The 13044-nt window shown below is 61.0% G+C and carries 10 protein-coding genes; 3 read left to right on the forward strand and 7 right to left on the reverse strand.

From position 1 onward, the window contains the following. Nucleotides 1-95 precede the first annotated feature (95 nt). Nucleotides 96-1568, reverse strand: coding sequence for a betaine-aldehyde dehydrogenase (gene betB, locus AC1Q9F_RS24710; RefSeq protein WP_007959741.1), 1473 nt, complete (start codon nucleotides 1566-1568; stop codon nucleotides 96-98). Between the two features lie 108 nt (nucleotides 1569-1676). Further along, on the reverse strand, nucleotides 1677-2270 hold the full coding sequence (gene betI, locus AC1Q9F_RS24715) for a transcriptional regulator BetI (RefSeq protein ID WP_011336305.1): 594 nt from the start codon (nucleotides 2268-2270) through the stop codon (nucleotides 1677-1679). A gap of 482 nt (nucleotides 2271-2752) precedes the next feature. On the opposite strand from betI, the gene AC1Q9F_RS24720 reads away from it, so the two are divergent. Beyond that, nucleotides 2753-4693, forward strand: coding sequence for a BCCT family transporter (locus tag AC1Q9F_RS24720; protein ID WP_492621193.1), 1941 nt, complete (start codon nucleotides 2753-2755; stop codon nucleotides 4691-4693). A 90-nt stretch (nucleotides 4694-4783) separates the two neighbouring features. Here the strand turns inward: AC1Q9F_RS24720 and choV are convergent, their stop codons facing one another. The 3 genes from choV to AC1Q9F_RS24735 form a co-directional block, all read right to left on the reverse strand. Beyond that, nucleotides 4784-5962 (reverse strand): choline ABC transporter ATP-binding protein, encoded by a 1179-nt coding sequence (choV, locus tag AC1Q9F_RS24725; RefSeq protein WP_492621128.1) that lies wholly within the window; start codon nucleotides 5960-5962, stop codon nucleotides 4784-4786. After that, nucleotides 5959-6804 carry a choline ABC transporter permease subunit gene (gene choW, locus AC1Q9F_RS24730; RefSeq protein ID WP_007959749.1) on the reverse strand — a complete coding sequence of 282 codons (846 nt, stop codon included), beginning with the start codon at nucleotides 6802-6804 and terminating at the stop codon, nucleotides 5959-5961. The genes choV and choW overlap by 4 nt, the downstream gene beginning before the upstream one ends. Nucleotides 6805-6870: 66 nt before the next feature. Then, complete coding sequence (locus AC1Q9F_RS24735; protein ID WP_492621129.1) at nucleotides 6871-7815, reverse strand: choline ABC transporter substrate-binding protein; 945 nt, start codon at nucleotides 7813-7815, stop codon at nucleotides 6871-6873. Nucleotides 7816-8249: 434 nt separating this feature from the next. On the opposite strand from AC1Q9F_RS24735, the gene AC1Q9F_RS24740 reads away from it, so the two are divergent. After that, nucleotides 8250-9626, forward strand: a complete 1377-nt coding sequence (locus AC1Q9F_RS24740; protein WP_492621130.1) for an L-serine ammonia-lyase — start codon at nucleotides 8250-8252, stop codon at nucleotides 9624-9626. A 524-nt stretch (nucleotides 9627-10150) separates the two neighbouring features. Beyond that, nucleotides 10151-11254 (forward strand): choline metabolism transcriptional regulator GbdR, encoded by a 1104-nt coding sequence (gene gbdR / locus AC1Q9F_RS24745; RefSeq protein ID WP_007959756.1) that lies wholly within the window; start codon nucleotides 10151-10153, stop codon nucleotides 11252-11254. A gap of 77 nt (nucleotides 11255-11331) precedes the next feature. On the opposite strand, the gene AC1Q9F_RS24750 is transcribed toward gbdR, so the two are convergent. Further along, nucleotides 11332-11592 (reverse strand): hypothetical protein, encoded by a 261-nt coding sequence (locus AC1Q9F_RS24750; protein ID WP_007959758.1) that lies wholly within the window; start codon nucleotides 11590-11592, stop codon nucleotides 11332-11334. A gap of 258 nt (nucleotides 11593-11850) precedes the next feature. Beyond that, nucleotides 11851-13029, reverse strand: coding sequence for a gamma-butyrobetaine dioxygenase (locus tag AC1Q9F_RS24755; protein WP_492621131.1), 1179 nt, complete (start codon nucleotides 13027-13029; stop codon nucleotides 11851-11853). Between the last annotated feature and the right edge of the window lie 15 nt (nucleotides 13030-13044).

Genomic DNA, 13044 nt, shown 5'->3' on the forward strand with positions numbered 1-13044 from the left:
CTTTGAAGTTGGTCAGGTCAGACAGCCAGCGCTTCCCTTGTGGGAGCGGGCTTGCCCGCGAAGGCGGCTTCGCGGGCAGCGCACAGTGGCGGGTCTTAGAACACCGAGACGTAATCGCCCAGCTCGACCTGTACCGATTTGATGCGAGTGAAGTTGTTCAGCGAGCTGATGCCGTTCTCACGGCCGACGCCCGACTGCTTGTAACCGCCAACCGGCATTTTTGCGTCGGACTCGCCCCAGGCGTTGATCCAGCAGATACCGGCTTCCAGTTGATGAATCACGCGGTGGGCGCGGTTCAGGTCGCGGGTGACGATACCGGCGGCCAGGCCGAAGTCGGTGTCGTTGGCACGACGGATCACTTCTTCTTCGGTTTCGTAGGTCAGGATCGCCATCACCGGGCCGAAGATCTCTTCACGGACGATGGTCATGTCGTCGGTGCAGTCGGTGAACACGGTCGGTGCCACGAACGCGCCTTTGGCGAATTCGCCGTCGGTCAGACGTTCGCCGCCGCACAGAACGCGGGCGCCTTCTTCTTTACCCTTGGCGATGTAGCCCAGCACGCTTTCCATGTGCGGGAAGCTGACCAGAGGGCCGAAGTTGGTGTTTTCGTCTTCCGGGTTGCCAACACGGATGCGCGCAACACGCTCGACGATCTTGGCTTCGAAAGCGGCTTTCAGGTGGCTCGGCACGAACACGCGAGTGCCATTGGTGCAGACCTGACCGGAGCTGTAGAAGTTGGCCATCATGGCGGTGTCGGCGGCGCGATCCAGGTCGGCGTCGTCGCAGATGATCAGCGGGGACTTGCCGCCCAGTTCCATGGTCACGTCTTTGAGCGACGAAGCCGAAGCGCTGGCCATTACCTTCTTGCCGGTGTCGGTGCCGCCGGTGAAGGAGATCTTCTCGATACGCGGGTGCTCGGTCAGCCAGGTGCCGACTTCACGGCCGCTGCCGGTCAGGACGTTGAACACGCCGTTCGGAACGCCGGCTTCGGTGTAGATCTCGGCCAGTTTCAGGGTGGTCAGCGAGGTGACTTCGCTTGGCTTGAAGATCATCGCGTTACCGGCCGCCAAAGCTGGAGCAGATTTCCACAGGGCGATCTGGATCGGGTAGTTCCACGCGCCGATACCGGCGACAACGCCCAGCGGCTCGCGACGGGTGTAGACGAATGCGGTGTCACGCAGCGGGATCTGCTCGCCTTCGATGGCGGGTACCAGGCCTGCGTAGTATTCCAGCACGTCGGCGCCGGTGACGATATCGACGTACTTGGTTTCGGAGAAGGCTTTACCGGTGTCCAGGGTTTCCAGGGCAGCCAGTTCATCGTTGCGCTCGCGCAGGATGTCGACGGCGCGACGCAGGATGCGCGAACGCTCCATGGCGGTCATCGCGGCCCAGATTTTCTGGCCCTTTTCGGCGCTGACCACAGCACGCTCGACGTCTTCCTTGGTCGCACGTTGCACTTGTGCGAGGACTTCACCGTTAGCCGGGTTGATGGCTTCGAAGGTGGCATCGCTGCCGGCGTCGGAGTACGCGCCATCGATGTAGAGTTTTTGCAGTTCGAAACGGGCCATAGTGTCCTCGCAAGTGCATTAGTGGTTGGCGTTGATCACCGGGTGAGCCATGTAGCTGTGGCATCACTGGTCGGTGACAGTTCAGGGGCCGAGCGTTTTCTCTGTGCTCTAGCTCACCTGCTTGGCCAATTGGAAATCCATGTATTCGTAAGCGATCTGTTGCGCCTGCGCAGTGTCGAAAGCGTCTCCCGACAGCGCGCCGCGCAACCACAAGCCGTCGATCAGAGCTGCCAGTCCACGGGCGGCGGTGCGCGCATCTTCGAGCGGCAACACACGGCGGAACTCGCAGCACAGGTTGGAATACAGACGGTGATCGTTGATCCGCTGCAACCTGTGCAAAGACGGCTGGTGCATGCTGGTGGCCCAGAAGGCCAGCCAGGTTTTCATTGCCGGGCCATTGACCTGGCTGGCGTCGAAGTTGCCTTCGATGATCACCTGCAGATGCGCCCGGGGGCTGCTGTCTGCCAGCGCCTGACGGCGCGCGGTGACGTTCTCGCTGAGGACGCTCATCAGATACCGCATCGTGGCGGCGATCAGGCCATTCTTGTCCTGAAAATAGTGACTGATGATGCCATTCGAGACACCGGCCAAACGGGCGATCAGCGCAATGCTGGCGTCCCCCATTCCGACCTGATCAACCGCCTGCAAAGTGGCTTCGATCAGTTGTTGGCGGCGGATGGGTTGCATACCGACCTTGGGCATCTTGCACATCTCCTTAGGCCTTCCGACGGGCGAATGACGCCTATCGGATTGAGGGCCAGTCTATTTTGTTTTGATTGAACGTTCAATCAACAAAGAATAAGATCTGCGACAAATCGTCGCTGCCTACAGATTTTTCCTACGTGTAAGTGGCGATAAACCGACATCCGAAAATGCTCGAAACCTGCGCGGGGCAAGGCGCGGTTCGACGTTCGATGGACGTGTTGAATGGGCAAGACGCTCAAGGCCAGGTTTCGGATGAACGTCCATGCCTCGGCCACGACGGCGATTCGCGATGCCATCTCTGCAGGTTCGGGCTTTTTTCGGGGTGTCTTTATATCACCCGCCGGTCGGCTGCCAACTAACCGATTGGTCGGGTTCCGTGTTGCCTTGTGTTCTTCTCTCGCACTGCCTGGAGCATTTGTGCCATGAGTTCTGCCTCGCTTATAAAGACCCCGCCCGAGAAGGTGACGGTCAACGGTTGGGTGTTCTACACCTCTACCGCGCTGATTCTGTTGTTGACCGCCATTCTGATCATCGCCCCGCAAGAGGCCGGCAGATTGTTGGGAGTGGCTCAGGCCTGGTTGTCCCGCAGCTTCGGCTGGTACTACATGGTGGTGATCGCCGCTTACCTGGTTTTCGTGGTGGGCCTGGCGTTTTCCTCCTACGGCAAACTCAAACTGGGTAGCAAGGACGACACCCCGGATTTCAGCTACGGCGCCTGGGCCGGGATGCTGTTCTCGTCGGGTATCGGTATTTCGCTGCTGTACTTCGGCGCTTCCGAGCCGCTGGATCACTACTTCAATCCGCCGGAAGGCGCGTCCGCTACCAACATGGCGGCACGTCAGGCTGTTCAGCTGACTTTCCTGCACTGGGGCCTGCACGGCTGGGCGATCTACGCGCTGGTCGGTCTGGCCGTGGCCTATTTCGCATACCGTCATAACCAGCCGCTGGCGCTGCGTTCGGCGCTGTACCCGCTGGTGGGCGAGCGTTGGGTCAAGGGCGCTGCCGGTCATGCGGTGGACGGCTTCGGCATGTTCGTGACCCTGCTGGGTCTGGTGACCAACCTGGGGATCGGCTCGCTGCAAGTGTCCTCGGGCCTGGAAAACCTGTTCGGCATGGAACACAGCAACACCAACCTGCTGATCGTGATCATCGTGATGAGCACCGTGGCGACCATCGCTGCCGTGTCCGGCGTGGAAAACGGCATCCGTCGTCTGTCCAACCTCAACATCATCCTGTTCAGCGGCCTGCTGATTTTCGTCCTGCTGTTCGGTCCGACCCTGCACCTGCTCAACGGCTTCGTGCAAAACATCGGCGACTACCTCAACGGCGTGGTGCTGAAGACTTTCGACCTGTACGTCTATGAAGGCGACAGCGAGAAGTCCGACCGCTGGCTGGGCCTGTGGACTCTGTTCTATTGGGCATGGTGGATTTCCTGGGCCCCATTTGTCGGCATGTTCATCGCGCGTATTTCCCGTGGTCGTACCGTGCGTGAACTGGTGGCTGGCGTGCTGCTGATCCCGCTGGGTTTCACCCTGGCGTGGCTGTCGATCTTCGGTAACTCGGCGCTGGATCTGGTGATGAACCAGGGCGCGGTGGAACTCGGCAAGACGGCGCTGGAACAGCCGTCGATGGCGATCTATCAGTTGCTGGAACACTACCCGGCGTCGAAAGTCGTCATCGGTGTGTCGATCTTCGTGGGCTTCGTGCTGTTCCTGACCCCGGCCGACTCCGGCGCGGTGATGATGGCGAACCTGTCCTGCAAGGGCGGCAACGTCGACGAAGACGCCCCGCACTGGCTGCGGATCTTCTGGTCGGTCGTGATCACGCTGGTGACCATCGGCCTGCTGTTCGCCGGTAACTTCGAAGCCATGCAGACCATGGTGGTGCTGGCCGGTCTGCCGTTCTCGGTGGTGCTGGTGTGCTTCATGTTCGGTCTGCACAAGGCGATGCGCCAGGACATGCAGATCGAACAGGAGCAGGCGCAACTGGCTGAACGCGGTCGTCGTGGTTTCAGCGAGCGCCTGACCCAGCTGGATCTGCAACCGAGCCAGTCGGTGGTTCAGCGCTTCATGGACAAGCACGTCAGCCCGGCGCTGGAAGATGCCGCTGCGCAGATGCGTGCACAGGGCCTGGAAGTGCAGACGCTGCTGGGCAAGTCCAAGCGCTGCATGGGTGTGCGGGTCGAGATGGAAGAGGGCAACCCTTTTGTCTACGAAGTGAGCCTGGACGGCTATCTGGCGACCCCGAGCGAGTCGGTCCAGTCCGATGAAGCGCGTCAGCGTTTCTACCGCGCCGAGGTGTACCTGCACAACGGCAGCCAGGACTACGACCTGATGGGCTTCACACAGGATCAGATCACGCGCGATGTGCTCGATCAGTTTGAAAGCCATCGGCAGCTCCTTGGCCGGGTCTATAGCTGAGTTGTGAAGTGATCAATCCCACGGGATGCGTGGGATTGATGAAAACAAAAACGCCGCGATCCTCTCGCGGCGTTTTTGTGTCTGCTCTCTTTATCCCAGGTTCTTGCCGAGCAGCGCGTGATACAGCTCGCTGTCCCCAAGAATCCCCACCACATGGTTGTTGTCGTGCAGCACCAGTTTGTTGCCGGTCTGGTAACGGATCTGCAACGCGTCGCGCATGCCGATGTTCGAGTCCACCAGCGTCGGTTTGCGCTCCAGCCCTTCCACGGCTTGCCCCGGTGCCCAGTTCTGCAGGTTCAGCACCGAACCGTTCTGCCGCGCACCCTTGATGGTGTTGCCTTCGGCCAGGTCCAGCCACGAATCGCCGCCCGGATCCAGGCACACCGAACCGTTGATGCGTTTGCAGTTGTCCAGGGTGCGCATCAGGCTGCGACCGCACAGCACGTTCAGCGGGTTGGTGTGGGCGACGAAGGTGCGCACGTAATCGTCCGCCGGGTTGAGCACGATCTCTTCCGGCACGCTGTACTGGATGATCCGGCCGTCTTTCATGATCGCGATTCGGCTGCCGAGTTTCAGTGCCTCGTCGAGGTCGTGGCTCACGAACACGATGGTCTTGCTCAGCTTGCGTTGCAGTTCCAGCAGTTCATCCTGCAGGCCCTGACGGATCAGCGGGTCGAGGGCCGAGAACGGTTCGTCCATCAGTAGAATGTCAGCGTCCATCGCCAGCGCGCGGGCCAGGCCGACACGCTGCTGCATGCCGCCGGACAGCTCGTCGGGCTTCTTGTTGCGCCATTGGGTCAGGCCCACCAGTTCGAGTTTTTCATCGACCAGCTTGCGCCGTTCCTTCTCCGGGCGACCCTGCATTTCCAGACCGAAACTGATGTTCTCGCGCACCGTCAGCCAAGGCATCAGAGCGAACTTCTGGAACACCATGGCGATGCGTTTGGTGCGCATCATTTTCAGCTCTGCCGGGGTGCAGGAGGCGATGTCGATCTGCTTGCCTTCGTGTTCGACGAACAGCTTGCCGCGGCTCACGGTGTTGAGGCCGTTGATGCAGCGCAGCAGGCTCGACTTGCCGGAGCCGGACAGGCCCATCAGCACGCAGATCTCGCCTTTGTTGATGTCCAGGCTGGCCTTTTCAACGCCGACGATCTGCCCGGTCTTTTTCAGGATCTCACTGCGGGTCAGGCCTTGATCGAGAAGTTTGAGTGCTTCGCGCGGATCCCTGGTGAAGATCACGTCAACGTTTTCGAAGCGAATTATGCTCATGCGTCACCCCCTACTTTGGCGTCGGGTTGTTTGCAGATACGGTCGAGCATGATCGCCAGCAGTACGATCGCCAGGCCCGCTTCGAAGCCCAGGGCGATATCAGCAGTGTTCAGTGCGTTGACCACCGGTTTGCCGAGTCCGTCGGCGCCCACCAGTGCCGCGATCACCACCATCGACAGCGACAGCATGATGCACTGGGTGATGCCGGCCGCGATGCTCGGCATGGCGTGAGGCAGTTCGATCCGTGAAAGCAGTTGGCGACGCGAGCAGCCGAAGGCCTTGCCGGCGTCCATCAGTTCTTGCGGGACATCGCGGATGCCCAGGTAGGTCAGGCGGATCGGCGCGGCGATGGCGAACACCACCGTCGAGATCAGGCCCGGTACCACACCCAGCCCGAAGAGGGTCAGGGTAGGAATGAGGTAAACGAAGGTCGGTACGGTCTGCATCAGATCGAGTACCGGCCTCATCAAAGTGTAGAACATCGGTTTGTGCGCGGCGACGATGCCCAGCGGCACGCCGATGACCACGCAGACCAGGGTCGCGAACATGACCTGGGCGAGGGTTTCCATGGTTTCCTGCCAGTACCCCAGGTTGAGGATCAGCAGGAAGGAGGCGACCACGAAGGCGGTCAGGCCCCATTTGCGTTGAATGAAGTGGGCCAGCAGGGCGATGAGGCCGATCAGCACCAGCGGGTTGAACCAGGTCAGCGCAAACGTCACGCCGTGGATCATCGTTTCCAGGGTCACGGCGATTGCGTCGAAGGTGTTGGCGCCGTGTTGCGTCAACCATTCAACGAAGCCCGCGATGTACTGGCCTAAAGGGATTTTCTGATCAATCAGCATGGTAGTGAACGTCCGCATGCAAGGAAATAAACAGCCCGGACGGCGTGAGCCGTCCGGCATAAGCGATTACTGGAGTTTGGCTTTCACGGCCTCCAGGCCTGGTTTACCGTCAATGGTGGTCACGCCAGCGAGCCAGGTATCGAGCACCTGTGGATTCTTTTTCAGCCAGGCCTTGGCGGCCACGTCAGGCTTCATCTTGTCGTCCAGGATGTTGCCCATCAGTTCGCTTTCCATGTCGACGGTGAACTCCAGGTTTTTCAGCAGTTGGCCAACGTTGCTGCATTCCTCGGCGTAGCCCTTGCGGGTGTTGGTCGCCACGGTGGCGGCGCCGAAATCCGGGCCGAAGAAATCGTCACCACCGGTCAGGTACTGAATCTTGAAGCGCTTGTTCATCGGGTGCGGCGCCCAGCCGAGGAACACCACGGCGGTGTCGCGTTTCTGTGCGCGGTCGACCTGCGACAGCATGCCCGCTTCGCTGGACTCGACGACCTTGAAGCCGGCGGTCTTCAGGCCGAAAGCGTCCTTGTCGATCATGCTCTGGATCAGGCGGTTGCCGTCGTTGCCCGGCTCGATCCCGTAGATCTTGCCGTCGAGTTCTTTCTTGAATTTGGCGATGTCGGCGAAGTCGTGCAGACCCTTGTCATACAAGGCTTGCGGAACGGCGAGGGTGTATTTGGCACCCTTGAGGTTGGTGCGCACGGTTTCCACGGTGCCGGCGTCGCGGTAGGCCTTGATGTCGTTTTCCATGGTCGGCATCCAGTTGCCGAGGAACACGTCCATGTTCTTGCCGTCGGCCAGCGACTTGTAGGTCACCGGTACGGAAATCATGGTGGTCTTGGTCTTGTAGCCGAGGGCCTGAAGCACGACGGAGGTGGTGGCGGTTGTTGCGGTAATGTCGGTCCAGCCGACATCGGAGAAGTTCACGGTACTGCACTGCGCCGGTTCTGCGGCTTGAGCCAGTAACGGCAGACTCAGCATGGCGGCCAACAACAACGACGGGGAACCTTTCATGAATGGACTCCTTGGTGTTTTTTTTGGCAGTGTTCCGATTGGACCACCGCACTTATGGGTTGCGGTTGGATGGCGTTCTGGAGACAGCTCTACCGCAGCGCCTTGCAATCGAGTCGATACGATCATGTACCAGTGAAAATCTGACGCCTACAGGGTGCGTCGTATCCAGTACAGGGATGGTCGCATCCAGTGTCAGTGACGTCGTTTACAGCTTTTTTCTGCCCTGTCTGGCCATCTGAACCGCATAAAAACGGCGAAAACACGGGCTGAAACCGGCACGGCGTTAGTGGGCATGAGTGCGTCGGTGTCAGACGCCGAGCGACCCGGGAAAAGCCCGATGATGCGGGCATTCCGGCGGATCGCAGCTTGAGCGTAGCAGCTCCGCCAGCGGGCGGTTCACGCCCCGGACCGGCACTCTCAGGAGCTCTGCAGCAATGGCTATCAGCGTTTTCGACCTGTTCAAAATCGGCATTGGCCCTTCCAGTTCCCACACCGTCGGGCCCATGCGCGCCGCCGCCCTGTTCGTCGAGTCGTTGCGCGACAAACACCTGCTGGAGCAGGTGCGTCGCATCGAGGTGCAGTTGTTCGGTTCGCTGTCGGCCACCGGTGTCGGTCACGGCAGCGACAACGCGGTGATCATGGGCCTGATGGGCGAGTGGCCGGACGCGATCGACCCGTCGCAGATCGGCCCGCGGATCCAGGCTCTGCGTGAAACCCACACGCTGTTGCTCGACGGTCGTTTTTCGGTGCCCTTTATATGGGGCCGCGACATGCGCCTGATCGACGAGAACCTGCCGTTCCATCCCAACGCCATGACCCTGGTTGCCGAAGGCGATCACGGCGAGCTTCATCGCGACACCTACTATTCGGTCGGCGGCGGTTTTGTGGTGGACGAGGCACAGGCCTCCAGCGGCGTGGTGGATCTGGATCGCACCGAGTTGCCTTACGATTTTTCCAGCGCGGTGGAGCTGCTGGAACTGTGCAAGACCCACAACCTGCGCGTGGCCGAATTGATGATGGCCAACGAGAAGGTCTGGCGCAGCGAAGAGGAAATCCGCGCCGGCCTGATGAAACTCTGGCGGGCGATGCAGGATTGCGTCGAGCAGGGCCTCAAGCACGAAGGCATCCTGCCCGGTGGCCTCAACGTGCGCCGCCGCGCGGCGAAGTTGCACCGCAGTCTTCAGGAACTGAACAAGCCCAACGTGATCGGTTCGACCCTCAGCGCCATGGAGTGGGTCAACCTGTTCGCCCTCGCGGTGAACGAGGAAAACGCCGCCGGCGGACGCATGGTCACAGCGCCTACCAATGGCGCGGCGGGGATCATTCCGGCGGTGCTGCATTACTTCATGAAATTCAGCGAGGCGGTGACCGACGCCAACGTGGTCGACTACTTCCTCGGGGCGGCGGCGGTGGGAATTTTGTGCAAGAAGAACGCCTCGATCTCCGGCGCTGAAGTCGGCTGTCAGGGTGAAGTCGGTTCGGCTTGTGCGATGGCGGCGGCAGGGCTGGCGGAAATACTTGGCGCAAGCCCCGAGCAGTTGTGCAACGCGGCGGAAATCGGCCTGGAACACAACCTTGGCCTGACGTGCGATCCGGTGGGTGGCCTGGTGCAAGTGCCGTGCATCGAGCGCAATGCGATTGCGGCGGTGAAGGCGATCAACGCGGCGCAGATGGCCTTGCGCGGCGATGGTCAGCACTTTATTTCGCTGGACCGGGTGATCCGCACCATGCGTGATACCGGCGCCGACATGCATGACAAATATAAAGAGACTTCGCGGGGCGGGTTGGCGGTCAGCGCGGTTGAATGCTGATACCCAGTCGCCTCCTATCGCCAGCAGGCTGGCTCCCACACTGGATTTGCGGCGTTCGCAAAAACTGGGGGAGCTGGCTTGCCAGCGATGAGGCCAGACCAGTCAAAACTGCGCGTTAAGTGCACACCGGAATCAAAACGCGCCACCTTTTGGCGCGTCGCTATCAGATAAGAGTCTTTCCCACCTCCAGCGCCTGATTCGCAGGCGCTACCGTCCGTCACCCGTGCCTGCGGTGACACTGTCGGACAATCGCGCGCAGGCCAGTTCCCACAAGTGCTACCGATTTGCTCACACGCTTCGGAGCAGGGCATTCGCGGCCGCTGATGGCACTTCGAATTACCTTTCGTCGGAGCGCTTGTATAGACGCGTCGCGACGTCGTTTTCAGGAGTTATTGAACAGCCATTCAAATTTAGGCATGGCAATTGCTCTGTCATAACAAAGCCCGTCTCACGCAAGAGAACGATGGCAATAACAAGAGCCTCCGCCTGAGGCCATCACCCGCTTTGTGTGAGGAGATACCGCGATGACGTCGTTCAACTCCGGGGCTCAACCCCAGAACCGTGCGCCTCAATCCATCGGCTTTCTGCTGCTGGACAATTTCACGCTGATTTCCCTGGCTTCCGCAGTCGAACCGCTGCGCATGGCCAACCAGTTGTCCGGTCGCGAGCTGTATCGCTGGACCACCCTCACTGTCGATGGCGGCCAGGTCTGGGCCAGTGACGGTCTGCAGATCACCCCCGACGCCTCCATGCACAAAGCCCCGGCCCTCGACACCATCATCGTGTGCGGCGGGATCGGCATTCAACGCACCGTTACCCGTGAACACGTCTCGTGGCTGCAAAGCCAGGCACGCCAGTCGCGCCGCCTCGGCGCCGTGTGCACCGGCAGCTGGGCCCTGGCCTGCGCCGGCCTGCTCGACGGCTTCGATTGCAGCGTGCACTGGGAATGTCTGGCGGCGATGCAGGAAGCTTTCCCGCGCGTGGCGATGAGCACCCGTCTGTTCACCCTCGACCGCAACCGCTTCACCAGCTCCGGTGGCACCGCGCCCCTGGACATGATGCTGCACCTGATCAGCCGCGATCACGGCCGTGAACTGTCCGCCGCGATCTCCGAGATGTTCGTCTACGAACGCATCCGCAACGAGCAGGATCACCAGCGCGTTCCGCTCAAGCACATGCTCGGCACCAACCAGCCGAAACTGCAGGAAATCGTCGCGCTGATGGAAGCCAACCTGGAAGAGCCGATCGACCTCGACGAACTGGCGGTGTACGTCGCCGTGTCCCGTCGCCAGCTCGAGCGCCTGTTCCAGAAATACCTGCATTGCTCGCCGTCGCGCTACTACCTCAAGCTGCGTCTGATCCGCGCGCGACAACTGCTCAAGCAGACGCCGATGTCGATCATCGAAGTGGCGTCGGTCTGCGGGTTCGTGTCGACGCCGCACTTCTCCAAGTGCTACCGCGAATACTTCGGCATTCCGCCGCGTGACGAGCGCGTCGGTTCCAACACCACCCAACAGGTGGCGATGATGCCGCTGCCGCAAGCCATCGTGATGTCGCCGCTGTCCGGGCCGATGTCGGCGTTGAGCCAGGCACGCAACGAGTCGACCTTCGCCAGCGTGCGCCTCTAAAACGAAAGATCGCAGCCTGCGACAGCGCCTTCAGGAAAGGCGCTGTCGCAGGCTGCGATCTTTTTTTCGGTCAGGTATCAGGCGCGGGTTTGCTGATACTGCGCCAGGGCCGGCAGCAACTGCTTGTCGATGGCTTCGCGCACGGTCGGCTGAATACTGGCGCTGCTGGTGTACATCTGCTTGACCATGGTGCGCAGCGTGTTGGCCCGGACATCGTCCAGACCCCGCACCGCGCACTCGCAGGCCTGCTGGGCGGTGGAGCCCGACGGTACTTCGAATCCCAACGACTTGAGCTGGCCCAACAGGTCTTCCTGATCGATCAAATCGGCATACATCATGACGCGAATCCTTCTTCGGCAACGGAGGTCGTGGCTCGATTCTGGTAGGCATGCCCAGGCACGGCAAGGGCGATTTGTCGCAGTGTCCACATTGGCTATGAGCATGTCGTTTTCGGCTAACTTGCCGGCAAGGGGAGTGGGCACACTGGACCCAGCTCGCTTCACGAAGGTTTGGTCACCCTCGCCACGGCAGCTCCTCAACAGTACCCTCGCCCCGATCCTGTCACGGCTTGTATCGGGGCTTTTTTTGCCTGCGAATTACGATGATGCAGCCTCGCGCTGCAACACCAGAATCCGCGACAGCAATTCATCCCGGTCGATGTAGCAGCCCTGAAAATGCCGGGCCCCGGTGGCCGGGTCGAACGCGTTGCGTGCGTGCAGGGTGCGGCGGTTGTCGAAGCACCACAGCTCGCCCGGATTGAGCCGCTGCATCAGCCGGAAGCGTGGCTCGCGGGTCATGGCGATGAAGCGCCGGTAAGCGCGATACAGCAGGGGCATTTGCTCCACAGACGTGTCGAACGCGCCACGCAGAAAGTTGGCCATGCGGATTTCCGCGACCCGGCCCAACGCATCCAGGGCGATGATCGGCGCGAGGCAGCGATAGTCGCTGTGGCGGTCCTTGTTGCGAAACTCCACCGGGATCTCGCACAGCGCCTGAAATGACGCGGGATCCTCCTGACGCAACGCTCCGGCAATCGCAAAACCATCGACAAAAATGCTCTCGCCACCCTCGGCGTCGTTCACCAGACAATGCAGAAATTGCAGGCCCGGTTGCAGCTCGCGGGTCGGCAGATCCGTGTGCAATGGCAGGTTGAAAGCGGTGTAGGCATTGCTGTCGGCGTCGGCCTTGGATTGCACGTTGAACAGCACGCCGAAGTTGCTCTCGCGGATGAACGAAATACGCTGGGCGATCAGCTTCAGCGAACCGGGTTCGGTGGGTACGCCGCGCACCTGGGTCAGGCCGATGTCGCGTACCGCGAGCAACCATTGCAGCAGCGCGGCGTTGTCGTTCATCAAGGCTGCATAGTCGAACACCGGCAACTGTAAATCGCTGCGCCACAGGAAGGGTTTCGGCTTGGCGGCGAGGCGTTCGGCGCGGGATTCGTCGTCATAGGCGTGGGCCCGCAGCCAGCCTGCGTCGAAGCGGCTGAGGTGGCCGTCCTGCCAGTCGATGCGCAGGCAGCCATCGGTGTCGATGTGCGCGGCAGAAGGCGACAGATCCTGCGCCGCATCGACGATCTCGAACACCTGCTCGCGGGTGACGCTGTAGACGCAGTGCGGACACGGACAGTTGTCGCGCAGCCACACGTGGTGAAACGGGCTGACGCGCCCGTCGGCCCATTCAATCAGGACGCGATCCGCCAGGTTCTGCACGCCGTTCAGCGCGCTGATCAACGGATAAGTACGGAAATCGGCAACTGCAGCGGCGGTGTGCATGGCGGCTCCTTGCGA

The organism is Pseudomonas sp. GW823-FHT04A03 (genome assembly GCF_058796615.1).

Coding starts and splice junctions, on each gene's coding strand:
- betB (WP_007959741.1), bottom strand. CDS start 1,568: ATGGCCCGTTTCGAACTGCAAAAACTCTACATCGATGGCGCGTACTCC.
- betI (WP_011336305.1), bottom strand. CDS start 2,270: ATGCCCAAGGTCGGTATGCAACCCATCCGCCGCCAACAACTGATCGAA.
- choV (WP_492621128.1), bottom strand. CDS start 5,962: ATGAGCATAATTCGCTTCGAAAACGTTGACGTGATCTTCACCAGGGAT.
- choW (WP_007959749.1), bottom strand. CDS start 6,804: ATGCTGATTGATCAGAAAATCCCTTTAGGCCAGTACATCGCGGGCTTC.
- AC1Q9F_RS24735 (WP_492621129.1), bottom strand. CDS start 7,815: ATGAAAGGTTCCCCGTCGTTGTTGTTGGCCGCCATGCTGAGTCTGCCG.
- AC1Q9F_RS24740 (WP_492621130.1), top strand. CDS start 8,250: ATGGCTATCAGCGTTTTCGACCTGTTCAAAATCGGCATTGGCCCTTCC.
- gbdR (WP_007959756.1), top strand. CDS start 10,151: ATGACGTCGTTCAACTCCGGGGCTCAACCCCAGAACCGTGCGCCTCAA.
- AC1Q9F_RS24750 (WP_007959758.1), bottom strand. CDS start 11,592: ATGATGTATGCCGATTTGATCGATCAGGAAGACCTGTTGGGCCAGCTC.
- AC1Q9F_RS24755 (WP_492621131.1), bottom strand. CDS start 13,029: ATGCACACCGCCGCTGCAGTTGCCGATTTCCGTACTTATCCGTTGATC.